The 24,972-nt window shown below is 57.3% G+C and carries 20 protein-coding genes; 15 read left to right on the top strand and 5 right to left on the bottom strand.

The window, feature by feature from the left end:
• The first annotated feature begins 45 nt into the window (after window positions 1–45).
• From clpP to nrdR, 5 genes are all read left to right on the top strand, one after another.
• Complete coding sequence (gene clpP, locus J3353_RS00790; protein ID WP_098922298.1) at window positions 46–642, top strand: ATP-dependent Clp endopeptidase proteolytic subunit ClpP; 597 nt, start codon at window positions 46–48, stop codon at window positions 640–642.
• Between the two features lie 59 nt (window positions 643–701).
• The gene (gene clpX / locus J3353_RS00785; protein ID WP_207683874.1) at window positions 702–2,021 is read left to right on the top strand and encodes an ATP-dependent Clp protease ATP-binding subunit ClpX; all 1,320 of its coding nucleotides are present in this window, start codon (window positions 702–704) and stop codon (window positions 2,019–2,021) included.
• Window positions 2,022–2,240: 219 nt separating this feature from the next.
• On the top strand, window positions 2,241–3,524 hold the full coding sequence (locus J3353_RS00780) for an aminotransferase class I/II-fold pyridoxal phosphate-dependent enzyme (RefSeq protein ID WP_005934338.1): 1,284 nt from the start codon (window positions 2,241–2,243) through the stop codon (window positions 3,522–3,524).
• Window positions 3,525–3,611: 87 nt separating this feature from the next.
• Complete coding sequence (gene secF / locus J3353_RS00775) at window positions 3,612–5,957, top strand: protein translocase subunit SecF (RefSeq protein WP_207683873.1); 2,346 nt, start codon at window positions 3,612–3,614, stop codon at window positions 5,955–5,957.
• Between the two features lie 48 nt (window positions 5,958–6,005).
• Window positions 6,006–6,473, top strand: a complete 468-nt coding sequence (gene nrdR, locus J3353_RS00770) for a transcriptional regulator NrdR (protein ID WP_005934334.1) — start codon at window positions 6,006–6,008, stop codon at window positions 6,471–6,473.
• 98 nt (window positions 6,474–6,571) lie between these two features.
• Here nrdR and J3353_RS00765 read toward each other — a convergent pair whose 3' ends face one another.
• Both J3353_RS00765 and J3353_RS00760 read right to left on the bottom strand, forming a co-directional pair.
• A complete protein-coding gene (locus tag J3353_RS00765; protein WP_005934332.1) occupies window positions 6,572–6,940 on the bottom strand; it encodes a DUF4363 family protein in 369 nt (122 codons plus the stop codon).
• Window positions 6,937–7,644 carry a DUF421 domain-containing protein gene (locus J3353_RS00760; RefSeq protein WP_097771948.1) on the bottom strand — a complete coding sequence of 236 codons (708 nt, stop codon included), beginning with the start codon at window positions 7,642–7,644 and terminating at the stop codon, window positions 6,937–6,939. The genes J3353_RS00765 and J3353_RS00760 overlap by 4 nt, the downstream gene beginning before the upstream one ends.
• 66 nt (window positions 7,645–7,710) lie before the next feature.
• Between J3353_RS00760 and J3353_RS00755 the strand changes: the two genes are divergently transcribed.
• From J3353_RS00755 to J3353_RS00745, 3 genes are read left to right on the top strand one after another with little or no spacing between them, the layout of a single operon-like run.
• Window positions 7,711–9,165: a spore germination protein gene (locus tag J3353_RS00755; protein ID WP_207683872.1), complete on the top strand. Its 1,455-nt coding sequence runs from the start codon at window positions 7,711–7,713 to the stop codon at window positions 9,163–9,165.
• 2 nt (window positions 9,166–9,167) lie between these two features.
• Window positions 9,168–9,995 carry a hypothetical protein gene (locus J3353_RS00750; protein WP_156073856.1) on the top strand — a complete coding sequence of 276 codons (828 nt, stop codon included), beginning with the start codon at window positions 9,168–9,170 and terminating at the stop codon, window positions 9,993–9,995.
• Window positions 9,992–10,978, top strand: a complete 987-nt coding sequence (locus J3353_RS00745; RefSeq protein WP_207683871.1) for a hypothetical protein — start codon at window positions 9,992–9,994, stop codon at window positions 10,976–10,978. Before J3353_RS00750 ends, J3353_RS00745 begins: the two co-directional genes overlap by 4 nt.
• On the opposite strand, the gene J3353_RS00740 is transcribed toward J3353_RS00745, so the two are convergent.
• Genes J3353_RS00740 through J3353_RS00730 form a run of 3 tightly spaced genes read right to left on the bottom strand, consistent with a single transcriptional unit; the run spans window position 10,975 to window position 14,809 of the window.
• Window positions 10,975–12,324: a cell wall metabolism sensor histidine kinase WalK gene (locus tag J3353_RS00740; RefSeq protein ID WP_117504126.1), complete on the bottom strand. Its 1,350-nt coding sequence runs from the start codon at window positions 12,322–12,324 to the stop codon at window positions 10,975–10,977. The genes J3353_RS00745 and J3353_RS00740 overlap by 4 nt on opposite strands.
• Window positions 12,321–13,010: a response regulator transcription factor gene (locus tag J3353_RS00735; protein WP_156073850.1), complete on the bottom strand. Its 690-nt coding sequence runs from the start codon at window positions 13,008–13,010 to the stop codon at window positions 12,321–12,323. Before J3353_RS00735 ends, J3353_RS00740 begins: the two co-directional genes overlap by 4 nt.
• Window positions 13,007–14,809, bottom strand: a complete 1,803-nt coding sequence (locus J3353_RS00730; protein WP_156073848.1) for a Na/Pi cotransporter family protein — start codon at window positions 14,807–14,809, stop codon at window positions 13,007–13,009. The genes J3353_RS00735 and J3353_RS00730 overlap by 4 nt, the downstream gene beginning before the upstream one ends.
• Before the next feature lie 328 nt (window positions 14,810–15,137).
• Between J3353_RS00730 and hprK the strand changes: the two genes are divergently transcribed.
• The 7 genes from hprK to J3353_RS00695 all read left to right on the top strand — a co-directional run bounded on the left by hprK (window position 15,138) and on the right by J3353_RS00695 (window position 24,876).
• On the top strand, window positions 15,138–16,085 hold the full coding sequence (gene hprK, locus J3353_RS00725; RefSeq protein ID WP_207683870.1) for an HPr(Ser) kinase/phosphatase: 948 nt from the start codon (window positions 15,138–15,140) through the stop codon (window positions 16,083–16,085).
• 27 nt (window positions 16,086–16,112) lie between these two features.
• Window positions 16,113–17,051 (top strand): UDP-N-acetylmuramate dehydrogenase, encoded by a 939-nt coding sequence (murB, locus tag J3353_RS00720; protein ID WP_207683869.1) that lies wholly within the window; start codon window positions 16,113–16,115, stop codon window positions 17,049–17,051.
• A 13-nt stretch (window positions 17,052–17,064) separates the two neighbouring features.
• Complete coding sequence (gene rapZ, locus J3353_RS00715) at window positions 17,065–17,928, top strand: RNase adapter RapZ (protein ID WP_207683868.1); 864 nt, start codon at window positions 17,065–17,067, stop codon at window positions 17,926–17,928.
• Between the two features lie 36 nt (window positions 17,929–17,964).
• Window positions 17,965–18,909, top strand: coding sequence for a DNA-binding protein WhiA (whiA, locus tag J3353_RS00710; protein WP_207683867.1), 945 nt, complete (start codon window positions 17,965–17,967; stop codon window positions 18,907–18,909).
• The gene (locus J3353_RS00705) at window positions 18,906–22,421 is read left to right on the top strand and encodes a DNA polymerase III subunit alpha (RefSeq protein WP_207683866.1); all 3,516 of its coding nucleotides are present in this window, start codon (window positions 18,906–18,908) and stop codon (window positions 22,419–22,421) included. Before whiA ends, J3353_RS00705 begins: the two co-directional genes overlap by 4 nt.
• 238 nt (window positions 22,422–22,659) lie before the next feature.
• Window positions 22,660–23,634, top strand: a complete 975-nt coding sequence (pfkA, locus tag J3353_RS00700) for a 6-phosphofructokinase (protein ID WP_097771144.1) — start codon at window positions 22,660–22,662, stop codon at window positions 23,632–23,634.
• Window positions 23,635–23,922: 288 nt separating this feature from the next.
• Window positions 23,923–24,876, top strand: a complete 954-nt coding sequence (locus tag J3353_RS00695; protein WP_207683865.1) for a ketopantoate reductase family protein — start codon at window positions 23,923–23,925, stop codon at window positions 24,874–24,876.
• Window positions 24,877–24,972: the final 96 nt, after the last annotated feature.

Raw genomic sequence — 24,972 nt, 5'->3', positions numbered from 1 at the left:
CAATTTTGCAAATAGAATCATTTTTCGTATCAGGAGGCGAACTTTATGAGTTTTGTTCCTTACGTTGTCGAACAGTCGGCACATGGTGAGCGTTCCTATGATATCTTCTCCCGTCTGCTGAATGACCGCATCATCGTTCTGAGCGAGGATGTCAACGACACCTCCGCAAGCCTTGTGGTGGCGCAGCTGCTGTACCTGGAAGGGCAGGACCCGGACAAGGATATCAGCCTGTATATCAACAGCCCCGGTGGCTCTATCAGCGCAGGCATGGCCATCCACGATACCATGCAGTATATCAAGTGTGATGTCTCCACCATCTGCATGGGCATGGCCGCTTCCATGGGTGCCTTCCTGCTGGCAAGCGGCACCAAGGGCAAGCGCTTTGCTCTGCCTAACTCCGAGATCCTGATCCATCAGCCGCTGATCGGCGGTCAGGGCGGCGGCCTTTCCGGCCAGACCACTGATATCAAGATCCACGCCGAGCACATGGTGTATATCCGCGATAAGATGAACCACATGCTCAGCGAATACACCGGCCAGCCGCTGGAGAAGATCCAGCTGGACACCGAGCGCGACAACTATATGACCGCGCTGGAAGCCAAGGAATACGGCCTGATCGATGAGGTCATCGCCCACCGCTGAAACTGAAAGGCGCGGGGGAGAGCCCTGCGCGCAAAGACCCAGAATAAGGAATAACAGTTATGGCAAACAACAATTCCGGCAAAAATGAAAAAGACCTGGTGTGCAGCTTCTGCGGCAAGCATCAGGACGAAGTGGAACGGATGATCATCGGCCCCGGTGTCAACATCTGCAGCGAGTGCATCGGCCTGTGCCATGATCTGCTCTCGGATCAGCCGGAGCACCCGGAAGCAAACGGCCGCCCGGGCCGCGGCGCAAGCCGTACCCGGATGCAGGCTGTGGATGATCTGGATATCAATATCCTGACCCCGGCTGAGATCAAGAACGGGCTGGACCAGTATGTCATTGGTCAGGATGAGGCCAAGCGTGTGCTGGCGGTCTCCGTTTACAACCATTATAAGCGCATCCTGAGCGGCAAAGGTGCGGATGTGGAACTGCAGAAGTCCAACGTTCTGCTGCTGGGCCCCTCCGGTGTCGGCAAGACTCTGCTGGCTCAGACCCTGGCCAAGATGCTGGGGGTGCCCTTCGCCATTGCGGATGCCACCACCCTGACTGAGGCGGGCTATGTGGGTGAGGATGTGGAGAACATCCTGCTCAAGCTGCTTCAGGCGGCGGATTTTGATGTGCAGAAGGCACAGGTGGGTATCATCTACATCGATGAGATCGACAAGATCACCCGCAAGAGCGAGAATCCCTCCATCACCCGTGATGTGGGCGGCGAGGGTGTGCAGCAGGCGCTGCTGAAAATCCTGGAGGGCACCGTGAGCAACGTGCCGCCCAACGGCGGCCGCAAGCACCCCCAGCAGGAGTTTATCCAGATCGATACCACCAACATCCTGTTCATCTGCGGCGGTGCCTTTGATGGCCTGGATAAATACATCCTGCGCCGCACTGATCGCTCTGCACTGGGCTTCGGCAGCAGCCTGAAGGACAACTCCGAGGATGCCCAGCGTGCCCTGCTGCGCAAGGTGGAGCCTCACGATCTGGTCAAGTTTGGCCTGATCCCTGAGCTGATCGGCCGTCTGCCGGTCATCACTGTGCTGGACGATCTGGACGAGGACGCACTGGTGCGTGTGCTCAAGGAGCCCCGCAACAGCCTGGTCAAGCAGTACAAGGAGCTGCTGAGCATGGACAGTGTAGAGCTGGAGTTCACCGACGAGGCCCTCCACGCGATCGCCCGCAAGACCATTGAGCGCAAGACCGGTGCCCGCGGTCTGCGCAGCGTGATGGAAGGCATCCTGCTGCCTGTCATGTATGATGTGCCCAATGACCCCACCATCATCCGTGTCACCATCGACAAGGACACCGTGGAGGGCGGCGAGGCCCATCTGGAATACGGCGCTGTGCGCAAACGGTATAAGAACCAGACCTCCCTGAGTTGATATCTGCACTCTGCAGACAGCAGGGAAGGGATGCCCTGCCAAATGCTTCGGCTTTGGCGGGGCTTTTTTTGTAATTTGCTTGTTTCGCGCCCGGAGTTGCGGTATAATATTAAAAGTCTGGATGACTGTGGTGGGAGAACTCTCTGGCAGGAACTCCTGAAACACCCGGCATCGGATACTGTGGGAAATTGGAAGTACGATAAAGGAGTGTGTTTTTCAATGGCAAACTATCTTGAGATGAATCGTGAGGAGCTCACTGCCGAAAAGGCAAAACTGAATGAGCAGTACAAAAAGTTTCTGGCCATGAACCTGAAGCTGAACATGGCCCGTGGCAAGCCCGGCCCTCACCAGATGGATCTGGCAATGGGTCTGCTGCAGATGAACGATTACACCACCGACGCAGGCACCGATGCCCGCAACTATGGTGATCTGGAGGGCCTGCACGAGGCTCGCGTTCTGTTTGCGGATGTGTTCGGTGTCAAGCCTGAGGAAGTGTTCGTGGGCGGCAACTCCAGCCTGCAGCTGATGTACAACCTCATCAACATTGGCTATGTGTTCGGCTTCCCTGAGTCTCCCTGCCCCTGGTCTCAGGTGGAAAAGCGCAAGTTCCTCTGCCCGGTGCCCGGCTATGACCGCCACTTTGCCATCACTGAGGAGTACGGCTTTGAGCTGATCAGCGTGCCCATGACCCCCAATGGCCCCGATATGGACATTGTGGAGAAGCTGGTGGCCGAGGATGACACCATCAAGGGCATCTGGTGCGTGCCCCAGTATTCCAACCCGGATGGTTATACTTACAGCGATGAGACCATTGACCGGATGGCCAAGATGAAGACCGCTGCTCCTGATTTCAAGATCTTCTGGGATGAGGCTTATATCGTCCACCACCTGACCGAGGAGATCATCGAGACCCCTGTTCTGTTGAACGAGAGCAAGAAGTACGGCACGGAGAACCGTGTGTTCATGTTCACCTCCACCAGCAAGATCACCTTCCCCGGTGCAGGTGTTTCCGCCATTGCATGCAGCGTGGACTCCATGAAGTATATCTGCAAGCGCTTCTCCGTGATGATCATCAGCTATGATAAGATGAACCAGTTGCGCCATGTCCGCTTCCTGAAGAACAAAGAGGGTGTGCTGGCCCACATGGCAAAGCACCGCCGCCGCCTGATCCCCTGCTTTGATGCCGTCAAGACGGCCTTTTCCGAGGAGCTGACCCCCTGCGGCGACATCGCCCACTGGACGAACCCCAAGGGCGGTTACTTCATCAGCCTGTACGTTATGCCAGGCTGCGCCAAGCGTGTGGCCCAGCTGTGCAAGGAGTGCGGTCTGACCCTGACCGGTGCCGGTTCCGCCTATCCTTACCACAAGGACCCGCAGGATTCTCACCTGCGTATCGCGCCCACCTATCCCAGCCTGGACGAGGTGGAGACCGCATCTGATCTGCTCTGCGTCTGCGTAAAGCTGGCAGTCATCGAAAAGCTGCTGGCCGAAAAGGCAGAGTAAGCGTTTTATTCTGCAAAAAATCTCCTCCGTGCAGAGGTTTTTCTGCGCGGCGGAGGTTTATTATATTTTGGAGGTTTCCTGTTTCTTATGAAGACGAAAGGCAAAGCATGGCAGCTTGTTGTCACAGTGCTCCTGATCGCCGCGTTTGTCTACACGGCATTCTTTGGTGTGGCAGTCAAGTACGGTGATGTGACCAAGACATACATCAAGGGAGCGCAGGATATCCGCTTTGGCGTGGATATCAAGGGCGGTGTCAACGTAACGTTTGCCCCCTCGGACAACTACGATGCCACCGATGATCAGCTGGACGCTGCCCAGCTGGTCATCGAGAATCGTCTGGTCGGCCTGAACGTGACCGACTACGAGCTGTATGTGGATTATGACTCCGACCGCCTGATCCTGGAGTTTCCGTGGCAGTCCGGTGAGACCGATTTTGACCCCGAAGCCGCCATTGAAGAGATCGGCAGCACCGCCTACCTGACCTTCCGCAAGGGGAGCAGTGCAGACGGCGAACTGATCCTGGACGGCTCCATGGTCGAGAGCGCAGCTGCTCAGTACGGCCCGGTGAGCGGCAGTACATCCGAATATTATGTGGCCCTCAAGTTCAACGACGAGGGTGCCAAGGCCTTCGGGGATGCCACCACGGAGCTCTACCAGAGCAGTGGAACCATCAGCATCTGGCTGGATGATCAGAACGTGAGCACGGCAACGGTCAATGCGGCCATCACCGATGGTGCCGCCATCATCACCAGTTCCGCGTCCAATCCCTTCACGCAGGAGGACGTGGTCAAGATGGCCCGCCAGATCAATTCCGGTGCACTGCCTTTTGCCCTGACTGTGGACAGCTATTCCACTGTCAGCCCCAGCCTGGGCGAGAACAGCCTGAGCGCCATGGTGCTGGCCGGACTCATTGCCTATGCCCTCATCGTGGTGCTGATGACTCTGCTGTACCGTCTGCCCGGCTTCCTGGCCTGCATTGCACTGGCCGGTCAGGTGGCGGCAACGCTGGCCTTCGTCTCCGGCTACTTCCCGGTGTTTGAGAGCTTTACCCTGACTTTGCCCGGCATCGCAGGTATCATCCTGGCCATTGGTATGGGTGTGGATGCCAATGTCATCACCGCCGAGCGCATCAAGGAGGAGCTGAACAACGGCAAATCTCTGGATGGCGCGCTCAAGAGCGGCTTTGCCCGCGGCCTGACCCCCATCATTGATGGCAACGTGACTATTGTCATTGTGGCGATCGTGCTGATGGGTGCCTTCGGCCCCTCGGATGGCCTGTTCGCCAAGGCCCTGCACTTCGTGTTCTTCGCCTTTGGGCCCTCCACCGCAGGCACCATCTACGCCTTTGGCTACACGCTGCTGACCGGCGTTCTGCTGAACTTTGTGTTCGGCGTGTTTGCCACCCGTGTGATGATCCGCGGTGCAGCCTCCATCAAGGCCCTGCGGAATCCCTGGCTCTATGGTGCTGTCAAGCCCGGCAAGGAAGTCAAGGAAAAGAAGCCCATCGACTTTGTGGGCCTGCGCAAGCGCTTCCTGACCATCTCCACCTGCCTGATGGCGGCCATCATCCTGTGTGCTGCAGTGTTCGGTGTCCGGCTGGATACGGAGTTTACGGGCGGTGCCATGATCACCCTGAGCTATCAGGGTGAGATCAGCACCTCCGAAGTTCAGAAGACCGCTTCCACTGCACTGGAAAACAACGGCCTGACCCTGCAGACCGGCGAGAATGTCGCCACCGGGGAGCAGACCCTGAAGATCTCCATGCCCGGCAACGAGACCGTGACCACTGATCAGGTGGAGAATCTGCTGACCTCCCTGAACGAACAGTACCCGGACAATGCCTTTGCCCAGCTGTCCCTGAGCAATGTCAGCGCTGCCATGGGCACCAAGTTCCTGCAGAAGAGTCTGGTTGCTGTGGTGTTCTCCCTGCTGCTCATCCTGCTGTATATCGGCTTCCGTTTCAAGAAGATCGGCGGCATGACCGGTGGCCTGATGGCTGTGCTGGCCCTGTTGAACGACCTGATGGTGGTGTTTGGTACCTTTGTGCTGCTGCGCACCCCGCTGGACGGCAACTTTATTGCCGCCATGCTGACCATTCTGGGCTACTCGATCAACGATACGGTTGTGGTCTATGACCGCATCCGCGAGAACCGCGCCCTGATGGGGAAAAAGACCCCGTTCGAGGGGCTGGTCAACCACTCGGTCAACCAGTCTGCCCGCCGTACCATCATCACTACGGTGACCACTGTAATGGCACTGGGTGTGATGTGCGTGGTCTCCAAGCTGTACGGTCTGGACAGCATCTTTACCTTTGCCTTCCCGCTGATGATGGGTATGCTGAGCGGCGTGTATACCTCGCTCTGTGTTTCCACCTCCGCCTGGGTGCTGTGGAACGACCGCAAGAGCAAAAAGGCTGAAACCAAAAAAGCCTGACCGTGTTTTGCCCGACAGGCCAAGAACCAACATCAGGAGGAACGATTTATGAAATGTCCCTATTGCGGCGATGAGGAATCCAAGGTCATCGATTCCCGCCCGACCGAAGACGGTGAGCGGATCCGCCGCCGCCGCGAGTGTCTGCGCTGCCGCATGCGGTTTACGACCTATGAAGTGGTGGAGACCGTCCCGCTGATCGTCATCAAAAAGGATAACTCCCGTGAGCCTTTTGATCGTCAGAAGCTGCTCAATGCAATGCTGCGGGCCTGCGCCAAGCGCCCGGTGAGCTACGATGCACTGGAACGGGCTGTCAGCAGCATTGAGCAAAGCCTGATGAGCTCCTATGACCGCGAGGTGTCCAGTGTACGCATTGGTGAGCTGACCATGCAGGAACTGAAAAAGATCGATGAAGTGGCCTATGTTCGCTTTGCTTCGGTCTACCAGCAGTTTGCCGATGTCGAGAGCTTTTTCACGGAGCTGAAAAAACTGATGGGCGACCGGAAAGAGAAAAACTAAGGTTCCAGCGTTAAAAGCCAGACTTTTTCGTGAACTTCACGAGAAAGCCTGGCTTTTTGTTGTGCTCACCTCAACTGTTCAGCTCAGTACAAATACCCTCAAAGAATACGATGGGAGAGCCAGGCCAGGGTCTCTACCTGAACCTGCGCCCGGCGCAGTTCCCCGAAGGCTTCCTCGGGTGCATTCAGTTCCAGGTGGCCATCGGCGGCGCGCAGGGCGGCTTCCAGCTCCGTGAAGTCCTGCGTGCGGAGCAGGTGGTTCATGCCCTCCCGCATGGTGTCGCAGAGCTCGGCTCCTTCGGCCAGTGCTTGCCGCGCACCGGTCAGATCGCTGTTCCGGATATCCTCCATAGCGGTGTCGATGTCATCGGAGATATCCTCGGCGAATTGCTGTACCCGGAAGCTGCTGTAAAAGGCTGCCGCCAGCAGCAGGACTACGATGCCAATGCAGACATAAATACGTTTCATGCCGCACCCCCTTGCCGGAGCCCCGCCGTTTGACGAGGCTCCTTTTTCAGCAGAAAATAATCCTCGGTATCGTTGCCCGCCAGGATCAGGATCTCTTCCAGAAGCAGGCTGTTGGCCTGTGCGGTGCGTTCCAGCCAGGCAGCATCCTTGCCGCAGGTGGTCAGGTTTTCGGCAAGCACCTGACCATCCAGCACAAAGGGGATGGTGGCCTGTGCCCGCTGTACCCTTGCCCCAAGGTCGGCGAGGGTGGCCGGCTCCTTTTCCGGACGCAGAGCCACCGAGAGACTGCCGTTGGTCTCCACGACCGCATAGGAGACATCCCGGGGGTCGAACACATCTTTGCCGCGCAGCGCCTCCATCAGATCGGCGGCAGTCAGCCGCAGGGTGCGCAGAGCGTTCTGATCGATCTCACCATTCAGGATGACGGTTTTGGGCCGCCCGGACATCAGGTTGAAAAAGCGCTGGCTCCTGAAGCTGAGGATCGATCCCAGCAGCTCCAGCGCTGCAATGAGAAAGAGGGGGATCAGGCTGGCTGTGACCGGTACTTCTTCAGATTCAATGGAGATGGAAGCCAGATTGGAGATGAGGATGGTGGATACCAATTCCTCAGGCTGCAGTTCCCCCAGCTGACGTTTTCCCATCAGCCGCATGGCAAACAGGACGCAGAGATAGATCAGGATGGTACGGAAGATCAAGAGTTTCAAACCGGAACACCTCCCAGCGTATAACCGCCGCCCCGGCGGACAAGCTACCAGAAAGGGGGCGGCAAAATGGAACAGCTTTCCAGCCATCTGGCGGCAAATCTTGCGGAGCTCAACGCTAGGTTTGGCCAATCGGCAGATTTTTATGCGAAGGAGCTTGAGCTTTACCACTGCAAAGGAGCCATCGTTCTGTTTGATGGAATGGCCAGCCTGAAAGGGCTGTGGCAGCTGCTGCTGGATGCCGCCAGCCGCCGCACACCGCCCGGCCCGGCAGAACAGCTGACCGGGGAACAGGTGTTTGCATTGCTGTTTGAGCACTCCGCACTGCCCGCAGAGCCTGACCCTGTGGAGGACTGGGAGGCCCTGATCCGGCGGCTGACGGCGGGCATGGCAGTGCTTTTGCTGGACGGATGCGCAAAAGGTATCGCCTTTTCGGTGCAGAGCCTGAACGCCCGCTCGGTGGATGAACCGGCAGGGGAGGGAAATCTCCGCGGCTCCCGGGAAGGCTTTGCGGATCTGCTCCGGGTGAATATCAGCCTGCTGCGGCGGTGCTTCCGCAATGATGCTCTGGTCATTGAGATCGGTCAAGCCGATTGTGAGATGAAAACGGAGTATGCTCTCTGTTACTGCCGGGATACGGCAGACCCAAAAGCAGTGCAAAAGGTGCGGCAGACTTTGCAGCGGGCCAGGCCGCAGCTGCTTTTGGATTCCAGCTACTTTGTGCCATGGCTCTTTCCCTGTAAGATCCGCACATTTGCTCCTGTGCGCTATACCGAACGGCCTATTGTGGCAGCGGCAAAGCTGCGGGAGGGGAAATTCGTCATTCTGGTCAATGGCAGCCCCTCAGCGCTGATCCTGCCCACCCTGTTCTGCGAAAACTTTGAATGCCTGGATGACTATGCAGGAACGGCCTATTTTGCATCCTTTCTGCGGGTGCTGAAATATATCTCGTTCTACCTGAGCATTTTCCTGCCGGGCGTGTTCGTCTGCTGGGCGGTCTACCTGCCAGAACTCCTGCCGCCCCAGCTGCTGTTCAAAATCGAGGCCGCCGAGCAGGCTACGCCGCTGCCGTTGTTCGGAGAAATGCTGCTGGTGATCCTGATGTTGGAGATCATCCGGGAGGCTGGCCTGCGGATGCCCCAGACCCTGGGGCACTCTGTCAGCCTGATCGCGGCCCTCATCATCGGGGATGCCGCCATTGCCGCCGGACTGATGAGCACACCGGTCATCCTGACCGCCGCTGCCGCGTCCATTGCGGTGTTTGTCACGCCCTCGCTATATGAGGTGGCAACCGTTCTGCGGCTGGTGGTGCTGCTGGCAGCAGGGGTGGCTGGCCCGGTGGGACTTGCCGCCTGCGCACTGGGCGTGTTATTTGGGCTGACCCGGGTCTCGGCGCTGGGTGTGCCCTACCTGCGGGATGTCATCTTCCCAGAGGTGCCGCTCTCGCCGGACGGTGTGACCCGGCGCAGCTACCCAAAACTTTCCTGGCGGCCCTTTACCATTTGGCAAAAACGAGGTGGTTGAAGTTGGAACAATCCTGTTTCTCTGAAAAAACACTGACCCTGAGTGTGCTCACTGCAGAGTTCGCTCGGTGTGTGTTACAGACGGGTGCGCCTGTAACAGCCCGCAGTTTTCTGCTGCGCGGCCTGCCCATGACACTGGCGCTGGTTCTGATCACCGCCCTGACAGCCGGGGCAGAGCTGCGTGCAGACAGTTGTTTTTCGGGTGCAGACTTGCGTTCCCGGGTGGTCTGCGGAGGGCTGGGACTCTGGTTTGTCTGGGAGGCTGTGGAGACCTTCCGTCAGGCGCAGGAGCTTTGCTGGGAGAATTTTTCTTCCATGGCCATGCTGGGGCTTCTCCCGCTGCTGCTCTGGGCAGGATGGAAGCTGGAACCTTCGGTACTGGTCCGCTGTGCGCCGATCCTGTGCTGGGCGGCGGCGCTGGCGGGCCTGCTCGGCCTGCTGGGACTAAATGGCCAGTTCCACTGGGAAAGTCTGATGATGCAAGCTGATGCTCAAACGATTATCCTGCCTCTGTATCCGGAATACTTCGCCCTACCGCTGTTCTGCCCGGCAAAGCAGGTGCGGTGCGCTGTCTGGCTTCCGGTGAAAGCTTTTATACTGGCTGGCAGCTTTGCGCTCTGCACGGAATTGGTGTTTGGGGCGGGGAATGCCCTGCCCGGCATCGAGCTTTTGCGGGCGGGCAGGCTGGGCAGCATCTCCCGGTTTGATGCCCTTGTGCTGCTGGTCTGGTTGGCAGCGGCAATGTTCCGGTTCTGCATGCTGGTGCAGGTGGTGCGTCAATTGGCCGGGCGGCTGTGGGGCAGGGCTACACCTGCGGAGGAAAACGCATGACGGGCCAACAGCGTGCCCTCCGGTGGCTGGCGGCAGGGGTGTTGGTGCTCTGGTGCGGGGTATTTTTGCGGGCAGAGAACACCGAAAAAAGCATGGTGCGTGCCCTGCTCCTGACTCCTCCCACAGTGGTGGCACAGAGTTGGACAGTGGGTCTGCTCTACCAGTTTCCGGAAGCCGCCGCCGATGCTTCTGATGCCGCCGCACAGGTGCAGCTCTGCACGGGACAGGGAAACACCCTGCAAACGGCTCTGACGGAAGCCGAGCGTGGCCTGCCCCGTAAAGCAAGCTACCGGCTGTGCGAGTATCTGCTTTTGAATGCCGAAACAACTTTAAAAACCATTCGACAGGCGGAGACCGTGTTGAAAGAGGAGCCGGTGCAGGGCTTATCTGCCCGGGTCCTCTGCATGGATCTTTCCGGAGAAGAACTGGCCGCAGCAGACGGAGAAAACGAACTGTTCCCGGAACAGCTTTTGCAGGTCGTGAAAGAAGCCGCACCGCAGGCTCCGCACCTATACGAGAGCCGGAACGCTCTTTTGGCCCCGGTACTCATCCTGACGGACGGTGCCATTGAAAACGCGGAGATAATGCTTCTGCTCACCGAAACAGGAAACACCCGGCTCACCCCGGCAGAGAGCCAGATGGCACAATTGCTGCTGGGTCAGAGCGGAGAACACACTTTTCCGCTGGGTAGCGGGCAGGTGACGTTCCGGCGCTGTGTAGTATCGGTGGAAGCTGTAGAAGATGGCTTTGCCGTGACCCTGACCGGCCAGCGCAGGGCGGGCACAGCTCTGCCCACAGCAGCACAGTGTGCGGCGCTGGAGCAGCTCTGCGTGCAGACCGTTCAGCGCTGCTGGGAAAACGGGTATGATCTGCTCTCTCTGGGAGCAGTTCGGGCGTTGAAGCAGGGAACAGGGCGAGAAGCGCTGACTACAAAAAACGCCTGCCCGCAGGTGCAGGCAGACGTGAGCTTTTTGCAGTTTTAGTGGGCGGTCTCAAAAACGACGGTGATGGTGGTGCCAACGTTCACTTCGCTTTCCAGCTTGATGCGGGCGTTGTGGATGCGGGCAATGTGTTTGACAATAGCCAGCCCCAGACCGGTGCCGCCGGTGGCCTTGCTCCGGCTCTTATCCACCCGGTAGAAGCGTTCGAACACGCTGGACTGCGCGTCTTTCGGAATGCCGATGCCGTTATCCTTGACGGTCAGGGTACAATGGCCGTCCCGGGTGCAGGAGGTGATGAGCTGGACCTTGCCGCCGGGTCGATTGTAGCGGATGGCGTTGTCGCACAGGTTCTGGCACAGCTCATCCAGCTGATCCCGGTTGCCAAGCACTCTGGCACTCTCGCCCAGATAGGTCAGGGAGATGAAGGAGCGCTGCGCGTTCAGTTTCTGACGTTCCACACAATCCTTGGCCACGTCCAGCAGATCGACCGCTTCCATGTCGGGCTGTGCATGGGTCTCGCTGACGCTGTCCAGGTGCGACAGCTGCAGGATATCGTTCACCAGCTGGATCATCCGGCTGGCTTCTACATGGATCTTCCGGCCAAATTCGGGCACATCGGCAGGTTTGGCAATGCCGGTCTCAATGAGCTCCGCATAGCCGGAAATACTGGTCAGTGGCGTTTTCAGCTCGTGGCTGACGTTGGCTGTGAAATCCTGCCGCATTTTCTCGTTGTTCTCCCGCAACAGCCGGTCAGAGTGGATGCTCTCGGCAAAGGGGATGAGTTCCCGGTAGGGAACGTTTTCCTGAATGTGCTCAAGGTCATCCGTCATTTTCAGAATGGGCTGGACAAGACTGCGGGTCAGCAGCCCGGCAATCAGCGCTGCGGCACCCATCATCAGGATGCAGCTCAGGATGATGGCGGGCAGGGCCGCGTCGTAGATCGACCAGATGGTCTCAGAATCCTGGGCCACACGCAGGATATCGCCGCCGGGCAGCAGCATGGCGTAATAGTAGGTCTCGTACCCCATGGTCTGGGAATCGCGGCAGTTACGGCCTACACCCTCTCGCATGGCCTGCTGGATCTCCGGGCGGGACAGGTGATTTTCCATCTGCTGGTCAGTGGCGGATTCAAACACCACACTGCCATCTGCTGCGATCAGGGTAATGCGCAGGTCTCCGTTGACGAACACGGAGAGCTGATCCGGAGAGGAAAGCTGCTCGTATCCGGCGGAAACCAGATCGGCCTGATGCTCCAGCGAGGTCCACGCCTGTTCCCGGAACGCTTTGTGAAAGACGAAGAGACAGAGCACGGCGGTGCAGACCAGACCGACGAAGCCCATGAAAAACAGCCGGTAACTGATTTTTTCTTCCATGCTCTGCGGTTTCATTCTTCCTCGCCCTCCTCATTGTCGGCCAGCTTGTAGCCGACCTTGCGCACGGTGCAGATATATCTGCCCGCATCCCCCAGCTTTTTGCGCAGGGTGCGGATGTGCATATCCACGGTGCGGCTTTCAACAGAAATATCGGTGCCCCATACCACCTGCAGAATGGTCTCGCGGGTCACGACAAGGTTCGTGTTCTCCAGCAGCAGGCGCAGCAGGCTGTATTCCTTGTAAGTCAGGTCAACATGGGTGCCATTTACAGTCACGCTGTGGCGGGCATTGTCCAGCAGGATCTCATGGAAGGCATAAACGTTCTGCTTTTCCTCGGGGGCAGAGCGGCGCAGGGCGGCCCGCACCCGGCTCAGAAATTCCATGATGCCAAAGGGCTTGGTGATGTAATCATCTGCACCGCAGTCCAGCCCGCGCACGGTATCCAGCTCGCTGGATTTTGCTGTAACCATGATGATGGGCAGTCGGCGCAGAGCAGGGGTATTGCGGAGCTTTTTCAGAATGGAGAAACCGTCCTCACCGGGCAGCATCACATCCAGAATGACCAGCTCAGGCTCTGCGGTGCGCATGGCCTGCCAGAAAGGCTCAGAGGTTTCAAAGCTCTGTACCTCGTATCCGCTGGATTGCAGTGCATATTGCTCCAGCTCGCGGATGGCGGCATCGTCTTCTACAATGTAGATCATTTGTTGGGTTCCTCCTTTGCGTCTGCGGGTGCAGTGTCGCTGTCAGGGAAGAGATAACGCTCACGGTAACGATCCAGACGGCGCTGGAACTGTTCGCTTTCCTTGGTCTCGTTGCCGTAGCGCAGGTCGTTCAGATAAGCGTGGGTATCAAAGCTGTCCTGTGCCACCTCGATCTGGGCAACAGCCACATTGCTGCAGTGGTCGCAGACACGCTCGTAGTTGGTCAGAAGATCTTCCAGAACAAAACCATACTCAATGGAACAGCTGCCGGTCTGCAGGCGGGCCACATGGCGGGCCTTGATGGCACGCACCAGTTCATCCACAACGGTCTCCAGCGGCTCGACCTTGCCGGCCATGTGCAGATCGCCTTTGCGGAATGCGTCGGTGGTGCGGCTCAGCACATCCTGCACGGCCCCCTCCAGCACCTGCAGCTCCTCCTGTGCATCCTTGGAAAACGCAATACTCTTGGCGTGGATCTCTTCGGCGGAGCTCAGAACATTTACAGAGTGATCGCTGATGCGCTCAAAATCGCTGATGGTGTGGAGCAGAGTGTTCACACTCTGGCTGTCGGCGTGGCTCATTTCACGGCTGGACAGCTTGACGAGATAGGTGCCCAGTGCATCCTCATATTTGTCCACCTTTTCCTCTTCCTCCCGCACCTTCTGGGCAAGGGAATCGTCCCACTTGTGGGTCAGGCTCATGGCCTGCACCACGCCCACACGGGCCAGCTCGGCCATGTCTGCAGTGGCGGCACGGGCACGTTCCACAGCCACGGCGGGAGTGTTCAGCAGGCGCTCATCCAGCAGAGCAAAGCTCTCTTTTTCGGCATCGTCCGGAATGGTGAGGATGGCCAGCTTTTCCAGCCCATTTGCAAAGGGCAGCAGAACAGCGGTGGCCGTCAGGTTGAAGATGGAGTGGACCACGGCAATGCCCCAGGCAGTGACCGTTTCAGTGACAAAGGCAAAGTCAAGCAACAGATTTGCACCATAGAAAACAGCCAGAAACAGGGTGACACCGATGATGTTGAAGTACAGGTGCACCATGGCGGCGCGGCGGGCATTTTTATTGGCACCCACAGAGGAGATCAACGCGGTGACGCAGGTGCCGATGTTCTGGCCCATGATGATGGGGATGGCACTGCCGTAGGTGATGACACCGGTGGCGCTCAGTGCCTGCAGAATACCAACGCTGGCGCTGGAGCTCTGGATGATGCCGGTGACAACGGCACCCACCAGAACGCCCAGCAGAGGATTGGAGAAGCGGATGAACAGGTTGGTGAACCATGCCTCATTCTGCAGGGGCAGCACAGCATTGGACATGGCGGTCATACCGGTCATCAGCACGGCAAAGCCGATGAGGATGGTGCCGACACCCCTGCGCTTTTCGCTTTTGCCCATGTACAGAAGAATGCCGATAAAGGCCAGCACCGGGCTGAAGGAGGTGGGCTTGAGCATATTGATCAGGAAGCTGTCGCCCTGCAGGCCGGAAAGGCTCAGGATCCAGCTGGTGACCGTGGTGCCCACATTGCTGCCCATGATAACGCCGATGGCCTGATGCAGCTCCATGATGCCGCTGTTGACAAAGCCGACCACCATAACGGTGGTGGCGCTGGAACTCTGGATCACGGCAGTGACGCACAGACCCAGGAAAAAGCCCTTGAGCGGGTTGTCAGTCAGTTTGCTCAGGATCTTTTGCAGCTGGCCGCCGGCCTGCTTTTCCAGCGCCTTGCCCATGATGTCCATACCGAACAGGAACAAGGCCAGGCCGCCCAGCAGGGAAAATACATTAAAAACAGTCATTTGAAGTTCCTCGCTTTGTTTGACACGTTTATTTGACGGAATGTTCTCCTGTTTATGAGTATAGAGCTTGAATGTAAAATCGGAAATCCAGAGAATGTAAAATGCGTGTAAAGTGAATGACTGTTTCCCGGTGCGGGGATGTACCATCTCTATTATAAATAGATATGAGGGAGGATGCAACGGGATGCAGGCTCCGGAATGAAGATTTTCCGGCAGAATCATTGTAATCCGAAACCATCTCGTTTATAATAAGGGAAAGAAAAAGCGTGCCCCGCAGCCGGTGTGCTGCCGGGCAGGGAGAGGAAACATTTGTGCAGGAGGAAGAACGATGGCGAATTTCAATGTTTCGCTGAAGAAGCTGACGGAAAAGGTCAGTCTGGATGTGGTCTACACCCCGAAAGGGCTGGAAGAGATCAATGTCGAGATTGCGGAGGTCAACCGCCCGGGCCTGTTCCTTGCCGGATACTATGATTACTTTGATAAACTCCGGCTGCAGATCCTGGGTCTGGCCGAAATGAACTTCCTTTCTGGTCTTTCTGCCGAGAAGCGGTACGAGCGGCTGGACCAGCTGTTCAGCCAGCAGCCCCCGGCTGTCATCGTCTGCCGCAGTGAGGAACTGGAACCATTTCCCGAGATGCTGGAACTGGCTCAGAAGCACGGGGTGGCCCTGCTCCGCTCCAACGAGCGCTCCAACGAGATGACCTGCACCCTGATGGGCAGTCTGATCAGCGTGCTGAATCTGGAGCTGGCACCCCGCATCACCCGCCACGGCGTGCTGGTGGAGGTGTATGGTGAAGGGATCCTGATCCTGGGCGACAGCGGCATCGGCAAGAGTGAGCTGGCCATTGAGCTGGTCAAGCGCGGCCACCGTCTGGTGGCGGACGACGCGGTGGAGCTGCGCAAGGTCTCCAACCGCCAGATCATGGGCACGGCCCCGGAGAACATCCGCCATTTTATCGAGCTGCGCGGCATCGGCATCGTCAATGTGGCCCGTGTGTTCGGCGTGGGTGCGGTCAAGGAGAGCGAGAGCCTGGACCTTGTGGTCCAGCTGGAAGCATGGGACCCCACCAAGAACTATCAGCGCACCGGACTGGAGAGCGAATATTACGAGATTTTGGGCGTGAACATCCCCAGCACCAGCATCCCGGTCTCCCCGGGACGCAATCTGGCTGTTGTGCTGGAAACCGCCGCCATCAACAACCGCCAGAAGCGGATGGGTTATAATGCCGCCAAGGAGCTGCTGATCCGTCTGGGTCTGGACGGCACCGTTGAATGAAGATTACAGATAAAGGAATCCTGTTTTATGGAACGATTGAAACAACTGCTGCAAGCGGAGGAGATCCGCTTTATCGAAAACGAATCCCTTGCTGCCCACTGCACCTTTAAAATCGGCGGCCCGGCGGATGTTTTTGTCCAGCCGGAGACGGAGGAACAGCTCTGCCGTGTGATCGCACTGTGCAAAGCGTGCGATGTGAAATATTACCTGCTGGGCAACGGCAGCAACATCCTGTTTGAGGATGCGGGCTACCGGGGCGTGGTCGTGGATACCACGGCTCTGAAAATGGGAATCGGTTTTCTGGAAAACGTCAGCCATCCGGGTGCAGAGCCGGGGGCGGTCTACGATGCAGTCATCGCAGGTGCGGGCTTGAAGCTTTCTGCTCTGTGTAAGGCGGCGCTGGACAGCAGCCTGACTGGCCTGGAATTTGCTTATGGCATCCCCGGCACAGTGGGTGGTGCAGTTTATATGAATGCCGGTGCCTACGGCGGAGAGATGAAGGATGTGCTGGTCTCTGTGACGTATCTGACCAGAGAAGGTGAGATCGTGACAGAAGATGCCGCAAACCTCGACCTCTCCTACCGGCACAGCATCTTTGAGGAAAACGGCGGCTGCATCCTGAGCGCAAAGTTCCACCTGAAGCATGGAGATTCGGCAGCCATCAAGGCCCGGATGGATGAGCTGATGCAGAAGCGCATCGATAAGCAGCCGCTGGATAAGCCCAGCGCCGGCAGCACCTTCAAGCGGCCGGTGGGAGCGTTTGCGGCTGCCCTCATCGACCAGTGCGGCCTGCGGGGCTATCGCCACGGCGGTGCTGCCGTCAGCGAGAAGCACTGCGGGTTTGTGGTGAATCTGGGCGGCGCGACCTGCGCTGATGTGCTGGCCCTGTGCGATGAGGTGCGGGCAGTCGTAAAGGAAAAGACCGGGTACGACCTGGAAAAGGAAATTCGAGTGGTCAAGGCATAAGAGGGAAAATGGTATGGATCTTCTGATCGTCAGCGGGCTTTCCGGTGCGGGAAAATCGGTTGCGATGAACGCACTGGAGGATATCGGCTTTTTTTGTATCGACAATGTTCCGGCAGAGCTTCTGCCCAGCATCACGGCGTTCTCCAAGGCAGGCGATAACCAGCTCAAGCGGGTAGCGCTCTCCATGGATGTGCGCGGCTGCCACACCAGCGAGCAGATCGAACAGGCGCTGCACCAGCTGGATGAGCAGGGCGTCGAGTACGAGATCTTATTCATTGATGCTCCGGACGATGTGCTGATGCGCCGTTACAGTGAGACCCGCCGCCGCCATCCCATCAGCATTGCCGAGGGAATCTCCACCCGGGAGGCGCTGGCAAAGGAACGACAGATCCTGCAGCCCTTCCGGGAACGGGCAGACTATACCATCAACACGGAGTTTCTCTCCACGGCCCAGAATAAGGAACGCATTTGTAATTTGTTTGCGCCAGATGGCGGGGCAAAGGCAGCAATGCGGCTCACCGTGATGTCCTTCGGCTTCAAGTTCGGCATCCCAGAGGATGCGAACCTGGTGCTGGATGTCCGCTGTCTGCCCAACCCTTTCTATATCCCGGAGCTCAAACATAAAACGGGGCTGGATGAGGAAGTGGTAGATTTTGTCATGGGCCACCCGGAGGCAAAGGAACTGCTGCGCCGGTACGAAGGTTTTCTGGAGTATGCGCTGCCCCTCTATGTCAAGGAGGGAAAAAGCCAGCTGACCATTGCAGTGGGCTGCACGGGCGGCAAGCACCGCTCTATTACCTTTGCGCGGAAGATCGCGGAATATTGCAAACAACTGGGCTATCAGACCGGCATTCAGCACCGTGATGCGGCGCGCTGACCCGGCAGAGCCCGTGAGAACAGAAATGAGAGTGACATGAGTTTTGCATCCCAGGCACGGGAAGAGATCGCACAGCGCAGTTTACAGCTGCAAAAGGATTGCTGTGTGCGGGCGGCAGCCTATGGCATCGCCTGCTTTGCCAAAGATTTTGATGCACGGGGCCTTGTGCTGCAGACTGAGCAGGAATTGACCGCCCGTGTGGCCGAACAGCTGTTTGCCCGCTGCGGCGTGCAGGGTACGGTGCTGGAAAAGCCCCGCCCCAGCGGTGTGGTATATGAGTTCGGCATCCGAGAGTCGGAGCAGGTGCGCCGGATGCACGAGCTGTTCGGCACCACGGGCAGCGAGACGAGCTTGCAGATCGACCCGGGGCTCATCCGGTGCCAGACCTGCGTGAGTGCCTATATCAGCACGGCGTTTCTGTGCGGCGGCACTGTGACGGACCCACAGAAGGAGTATAATCTGGAATTTCTGACCGGACGCACCAACCTTGCAAAGGATTTTGAGGCCCTGCTTGCTGAGCATGAATTTGCGCCCCACCGTACCCGCCGCAACGGCGTAAACCTGATTTACGTCAAAAGCAGCGCCAGCGTGGAGCGCATCCTTGCGTTTATGGGAGCGGCAGAAGCTTCAGCCCGGATGAATGCCCAGAAGGCAGTCAAGCAGCTGCGCAACCAGATCAACCGTCAGACCAACTGCGATACCGCAAATCTGGGCAAAACGGCCCGGGCCAATGCCCAGACCACCCGTGCAATCCGTTTTTTGCAGGAGCAGGGTGCGCTGGAAACACTGCCCGAGGTCTTGCAGCAGGCTGCGGCCATTCGAATGGAAAATCCGGACTTGTCCCTGACAGCTCTGTGTGCCTGCTTTGACCCGCCCGTGAGCAAATCGGGGCTTTCGCACCGGATGAAGAAGCTGGAAGCGCTGGCAGAAGATCTGCGCAGAAGATTGGAAGAAAACGTAGAAAAGGAGGAAACGAAATGATCGAACCCAGTGAGGGCAACAAGCAGGGAAGAGACTTCGTCCACCTCCATATCCATACAGAATACAGTCTGCTGGATGGTGCCTGCCGCATTGACCAGCTGATGGATCGGGTGAAGGAGTGCGGCCAGACTGCCATTGCCTGCACCGACCACGGTGTGATGTACGGCTGTGTGCAGTTCTACAAGGCGGCCAAAAAGGCGGGCATCAAGCCCATCATCGGCTGTGAGGTCTATGTGGCCACCCGCACCCGCTTTGATAAGGTGAACAAGATCGATGGCAACAATCATCTGATCCTGCTGTGCAAGAACGAGACGGGCTATAAAAACCTTGCCAAGCTGGTTTCTGCCGCCTTTATCGAGGGCTTCTACTCCAAGCCGCGTGTGGATAAGCAGCTGCTGGAGCAATACCACGAAGGCCTCATCTGCCTGTCTGCCTGCCTGGCGGGTGAGATCCCGCAGGCGATCCTGTCCGGCGATTACGAGCGCGCTAAGGCATCTGCCTTGTGGTATCGCGACCTCTTTGGTGAGGGCAATTACTACATTGAATTGCAGGATCACGGGCTGGAAGAGGATAACATTGTGCTGCCCCAGCTCATCAAGCTGGCACGGGAGACCGGCATCCCCATGGCAGCCACCAACGATTCCCACTACCTGCGCAAGGAGGATGCCAAGATGCAGGCGATCCTGCTCTGCATCCAAACCGGAAAAACCATGCAGGATGCCGACCGTATGGAGTTCCAGACTGACGAATTCTACGTTAAAACAACGGATGAGATGTACGATCTGTTTGCCATGGTGCCGGATGCCTGTGCCAACACACAGATCATTGCCGACCAGTGCAATTTTGATTTTGAGTTTGGTAACACCAAAATTCCGTATTATAAGGCCCCCGGCGGCATGGACAACCAGGCGTTCTTTGAAAAGCTCTGCTGGGAGGGTCTGGAGCGCCGCTACGGTTCCAATGTGCCGCAGGCCAACAAAGACCGCCTGAACTACGAGATCAGTGTCATCAAGACGATGGGCTATACCAACTATTACCTCATCGTCTGGGATTACGTCAACTATGCCAAGAGCCAGGGGATCCCGGTGGGCCCGGGCCGTGGCTCCGGTGCGGGCAGTATCGCAGCATACAGCGTGGGCATCACTGACATTGACCCCATCCGCTATAACCTGATCTTTGAGCGCTTCCTGAACCCGGAACGTGTCAGTATGCCCGATTTCGACGTGGACTTCTGCTACGAGCGCCGCCAGGAAGTAATCGACTACGTCAACCGCAAGTATGGCGCTGACCATGTAGCTCAGATCGTTACCTTTGGCACCATGGCTGCCCGCAATGCGATCCGCGATGTGGGCCGTGTGATGGGAATGCCGTATCAGGAAGTGGATGTAGTGGCAAAGCAGGTCCCGGCGGAGCTCAAAATGACCATCAAACATGCGTTGGAGGTCTCGCCAGAGCTCAGGCGGATGTATGAAACGGACCCGAAGGTGACGGAACTGCTCGACACTGCCATGAAGGTGGAGGGAATGCCCCGCCACGCTTCCACCCATGCGGCAGGCGTTGTCATTACCCCGGAACCAACGGATTATTATCTGCCCCTTGCCACCAACGATGGCCTGCCCGTGACCCAGTTCAACATGACGGAGATCGAGGAGCTGGGTCTGCTGAAGATGGACTTCCTCGGTCTGCGCACCCTGACGGTCATCCGGGATGCGGAGCTGGCCATCCAGAAAAAAGAACCGGATTTCTCCATCGCCAAACTGGATTATGACGACCCCGAGACCTACAAATTGCTCTCCCGGGGTGAGACCGAAGGCGTGTTCCAGCTTGAATCCTCAGGTATGAAGCAGGTGCTGGTGGGCCTGCAGCCGCAGAATTTGGAAGATGTCATCGCTCTGATCAGTCTGTACCGCCCCGGCCCGATGGATTCCATCCCGACCTACCTGCGCAACCGCCATGAACCGGACAAAATCAGCTATAAGACCCCGCAGCTGGCCCACATTCTGGATGTGACCAATGGCTGCATCGTCTATCAGGAACAGGTCATGCAGATCTTCCGGGAGCTGGCGGGCTTTTCGTTCGGGCAGGCAGATAATGTCCGCCGTGCCATGAGCAAGAAGAAACACGCTGTGATGGAGGCAGAGCGGGAACATTTTGTCCACGGCTGCACAGACCCCGGCAACGAGTGCCCGGGCTGTGTGGCAAACGGCATCTCGGAAAAGGTTGCAAACGAAATTTACGATGAGATGTCCAGCTTTGCATCCTACGCCTTCAACAAGAGCCATGCCGCCTGCTATGCCTATGTGGCGTTCCAGACAGCCTACCTTAAGTGCCATTACCCCAGCGAGTTTATGGCTGCTCTGCTGACCAGTGTTCTGGACAACACCGGCAAGGTCATCGAGTATTCCGGCGAGTGCGCCCGGCTGGGGATCAAGGTCCTGCCGCCGGATATCAATATCTCGGGCAGCGGCTTTACTGCAGAGGACAGTGGCCGGATCCGGTTTGGCCTGAACGCCGTAAAAAATGTCGGCACCCGGCTGATCGAGCGCTCCGTAGAGGAGCGGCAGGAAAAGCCTTATACCAGCCTGTACGATTTCTGCAAACGGATGCATGGCACCGAGCTGAACCGCCGCACTGTGGAAAGCCTCATCAAGGCCGGTGCCTTTGATAATCTCGGCTCCAACCGCCGCAGTCTGGTCGAAGCAACTGAGGGTGTGCTCAAGAGCATCGAGAGTGACAGCCGGAAGAATCTGGATGGTCAGATCGATCTCTTCTCGATGATGAGCGGCATGGACAATACGTCTGCCGCCGACAGCTATGAGATCAAGCCCTGCCCTGAGTATACCCATGCCGAGCTGCTCCAACAGGAGAAAGAGGTCAGCGGCCTGTACCTTTCCGGACATCCGCTGGATGCCTACCGGGAGCAGTCGGCTCAGTTTGCTACCCACACCATCAAAGCTCTGACCGGTGAGGATGCCAATGTGCCGGACAATAGCCATGTCCGCATCGTCTGCACCATTGTCAAAAGCAAAATGGTGACGACAAAGACCAACAGCATGATGGCCTATACCAGCGTAGAGGATCTGACCGGCACCATGGAGGTCATCGTGTTCCCGCGTACACTGGAAACATTCCGGGACGTGCTGCACGATAACGCGGTCGTGGTCATTGAGGGCCGCCTGTCTATCCGAGAGGATGAACCTGCCCGCCTGGTTGCCGAAAGCATTTCGCCCATTGAAGGCTACAACCCCGCCAGACCGCAGGCCAACCGCCCCAATCAGATGCGGGATGCAGCCCGGCGGCTCTACGTCCGGCTGCCCTCCCGCACCAGCCCGGAGTACGCCAAGGTGGTCAATTTGCTGGAGATTTTTGACGGTGATATGCCGGTGATCTTCTATCTGGAGGACACAAAACAGAAGCTGGCGGCTCCCCGCAGGCTGTATACGTCAGGTCATCCGCTTTTCTTTGAGGAACTGCAGCGCATCGTGGGCGAAAAGAATGTTGCAACAAAATGACATGCGCAGGAACGATTCGAACTTGGTGCAGGTGTGCCAAAAACGACACCAAGACGCACGGTTGTGAATTTTAATAAACTTTTAACGAAGTGCCAAAAAGGTATTGGATTCAAGCGGGAACTGTGTTATAATGTCTAAAGGCAAGTTTTGATCTGAGCAAGGCGATGGAGCCGGTGCCCAAAGAGAGAGGGTAAGTGCTCCATAGGTAAATGACGAAACAATTGGAGGGAATCTTTCCATGGAAAAGCAAATCAAAACGATTGGTGTGCTGACCAGCGGCGGCGACGCTCCCGGCATGAATGCTGCAGTTCGCGCCGTTGTCCGTGCAGGCCTGCATAAGGGCTTCCGTATGATCGGCATTCAGCGCGGCTACAATGGCCTGCTGGATGGCGAGTGCTTTGAAATGAACCTGCGCAGCGTTTCCAATATCATCTCTGCCGGTGGCACCATCCTGTATACGGCCCGCTGCCTGGAGTTCAAGACCAAGGAGGGTCAGGACAAGGGCGCTGCAAAGTGCCGTGAGCTGGGCATTGACGCACTGGTGGTCATCGGCGGCGACGGCTCCTACCGTGGCGCCCGTGAGCTGGCACACCGCGGCATTCCGATGATCGGTCTGCCCGGCACCATCGATAATGATATCGCCTGCACCGATTACACCATCGGCTACGATACTGCAATGAACACCGCCCTGGAAATGATCGACAAGCTGCGCGATACCACCCAGAGCCATGACCGCTGCAGCGTGGTCGAGGTCATGGGCCGCAATGCGGGTTACATCGCTCTGAACGTCGCCATTGCCTCCGGTGCCATGGCTGTGCTGCTGCCGGAGAAGGAATTCGATATGCAGCACGATATTCTGGATAAGATTACCGAGACGCAGCGCACCGGTAAGCGCCACTTCATTGTCATCGTTGCCGAGGGCATTGGCCACTCTCAGGAGATTGCCAACGAGATCCAGGCCCGTACCGGCATCGATACCCGCGCCACCATTCTGGGCCATGTCCAGCGCGGTGGCTCTCCCACTCTGCGTGACCGCGTGAATGCTTCCGCAATGGGCTATCACGCTGTCTGCCTGCTGGAGCAGGGTAAGTACAACCGCATCGTTGGTATGAAGGGTGAGCACCTTGTGGATTACCCCGTGGATGAGGCGCTTGAGATGACTAAGACGCTTGACCCCGTGCTTATTGACGTGTGCAACACCATTTCTATTTGAGAATAACAGACGTATCTACGTTTTATAATGCGTAAAATCAGCCCCCGGAGAGCCGTGAAACGTTCTCCGGGGGCTTTTGTGTCCCGCTTTAAAGCACTTTGGCACCGTTTGCGGTCAATTGAAGGTTGCGCCCAGCATATCCGCTGCCCCGCGGCACATCAGCATCCGCTGCAATCTAATTGCTGTAAAATCTATGTGCAAAAGTGGCTTCGCATTTTCATTTCTCTTTCCAGTAAATCGAATTCGTGCTACAATAGAATCGGACAAATCAAAGAGGGAGAATCTAACATGAAAATACAATCTGTTGCCATTTTGGGCGCTGGAGCGGTGGGCTCTTACATCATCTGGGGGCTTTCTAAAAAGGATAATATCCGTCTGGGTGTGATAGCGGAAGGCGACCGTGCCCGGCGGCTAAAAGAAAGCGGCTGCGCCATCAATGGAGCAGTTTACCGCCCGGAGGTCTGGACCCCGCAGGAAGCGCAGGGTGTAGACCTGTTGGTCGTTGCACTGAAATATGGCTCACTGCCCGGAGCTCTGGAAAGCATCAAGACCGCTGTCGGCAGCAATACCGTTGTGATGAGTCTGATGAACGGTGTGGACAGCGAAGAGCTGATCGCCGCACAGGTAGGTGCAGAGCATCTGCTGTATTCCTTCATTAAGGTTACATCTCACAAGGAAGCGGATGGTTACCATTTTGACCCGGATGCAACACTTGGCGTGATCTATGGCGAGCGATTTGCACCGTTTGAGAGTGAACGTGTCGAGGCAGTGCGGGAACTGTTCACGGATTCCTGGGTCAACTTCCGGGTCACGGAGCACATTCAGGAAGAGATGTGGAGCAAGTTCCGGCTGAACGTCTGCAACAATCTGCCGCAGGCGATTCTGGGAGCCGGTGTGGGCTGCTACCGTGACAGCGTCCACATGAAAGCCATCAGCGATGGCCTGCGCCGGGAACTGGAAGCCATTGCAACTGTACGGGGCATTGATCTGCGCATTGCAGATGCCGTCAGCCACGGATGCGCTGTTCCTGCCACGGCCCGTTATTCCACTCTGCAGGATCTGGATGCCGGACGGCATACAGAGATCGATATGTTCTCGGGAGCACTGATGCGGATGGGAAAGGAGCTTGGTATCCCCACGCCGTATAACGAGTACACCTACCACATGATCAAGGCCATGGAAGAGAAAAATGATGGCCTGTTCGATTATGATGGCACGGAGGAACCCACCTGGGCAAAATAAAGTGACTGTCTTGTTAGGATTCGACACGTTCACTCCCGAGCCACCGGCAGCACTTTTTGCTGTATTTTGTTTTTGAAATATGGTATAATTACAGTA

The sequence above is a fragment of the Faecalibacterium sp. Marseille-Q4137 genome, from assembly GCF_017377535.1.
In the GTDB taxonomy this organism is placed as follows: domain Bacteria; phylum Bacillota; class Clostridia; order Oscillospirales; family Ruminococcaceae; genus Faecalibacterium; species Faecalibacterium duncaniae.
Note: the sequence above shows the minus strand (reverse complement) of the source record. Positions and strands in the feature narration are given on the sequence as shown.

What these genes read in the sequence shown, in the direction of transcription:
- J3353_RS00740 (WP_117504126.1), bottom strand. Translation starts at nt 12,324, where the DNA reads ATGAAACCGCAGAGCATGGAAGAAAAAATCAGTTACCGGCTGTTTTTC.
- whiA (WP_207683867.1), top strand. Translation starts at nt 17,965, where the DNA reads ATGAGTTTTGCATCCCAGGCACGGGAAGAGATCGCACAGCGCAGTTTA.
- clpX (WP_207683874.1), top strand. Translation starts at nt 702, where the DNA reads ATGGCAAACAACAATTCCGGCAAAAATGAAAAAGACCTGGTGTGCAGC.
- J3353_RS00780 (WP_005934338.1), top strand. Translation starts at nt 2,241, where the DNA reads ATGGCAAACTATCTTGAGATGAATCGTGAGGAGCTCACTGCCGAAAAG.
- J3353_RS00705 (WP_207683866.1), top strand. Translation starts at nt 18,906, where the DNA reads ATGATCGAACCCAGTGAGGGCAACAAGCAGGGAAGAGACTTCGTCCAC.
- nrdR (WP_005934334.1), top strand. Translation starts at nt 6,006, where the DNA reads ATGAAATGTCCCTATTGCGGCGATGAGGAATCCAAGGTCATCGATTCC.
- J3353_RS00730 (WP_156073848.1), bottom strand. Translation starts at nt 14,809, where the DNA reads ATGACTGTTTTTAATGTATTTTCCCTGCTGGGCGGCCTGGCCTTGTTC.
- rapZ (WP_207683868.1), top strand. Translation starts at nt 17,065, where the DNA reads ATGGATCTTCTGATCGTCAGCGGGCTTTCCGGTGCGGGAAAATCGGTT.
- clpP (WP_098922298.1), top strand. Translation starts at nt 46, where the DNA reads ATGAGTTTTGTTCCTTACGTTGTCGAACAGTCGGCACATGGTGAGCGT.
- J3353_RS00735 (WP_156073850.1), bottom strand. Translation starts at nt 13,010, where the DNA reads ATGATCTACATTGTAGAAGACGATGCCGCCATCCGCGAGCTGGAGCAA.
- J3353_RS00755 (WP_207683872.1), top strand. Translation starts at nt 7,711, where the DNA reads ATGGAACAGCTTTCCAGCCATCTGGCGGCAAATCTTGCGGAGCTCAAC.
- hprK (WP_207683870.1), top strand. Translation starts at nt 15,138, where the DNA reads ATGGCGAATTTCAATGTTTCGCTGAAGAAGCTGACGGAAAAGGTCAGT.
- J3353_RS00765 (WP_005934332.1), bottom strand. Translation starts at nt 6,940, where the DNA reads ATGAAACGTATTTATGTCTGCATTGGCATCGTAGTCCTGCTGCTGGCG.
- murB (WP_207683869.1), top strand. Translation starts at nt 16,113, where the DNA reads ATGGAACGATTGAAACAACTGCTGCAAGCGGAGGAGATCCGCTTTATC.
- J3353_RS00695 (WP_207683865.1), top strand. Translation starts at nt 23,923, where the DNA reads ATGAAAATACAATCTGTTGCCATTTTGGGCGCTGGAGCGGTGGGCTCT.
- secF (WP_207683873.1), top strand. Translation starts at nt 3,612, where the DNA reads ATGAAGACGAAAGGCAAAGCATGGCAGCTTGTTGTCACAGTGCTCCTG.
- J3353_RS00745 (WP_207683871.1), top strand. Translation starts at nt 9,992, where the DNA reads ATGACGGGCCAACAGCGTGCCCTCCGGTGGCTGGCGGCAGGGGTGTTG.
- pfkA (WP_097771144.1), top strand. Translation starts at nt 22,660, where the DNA reads ATGGAAAAGCAAATCAAAACGATTGGTGTGCTGACCAGCGGCGGCGAC.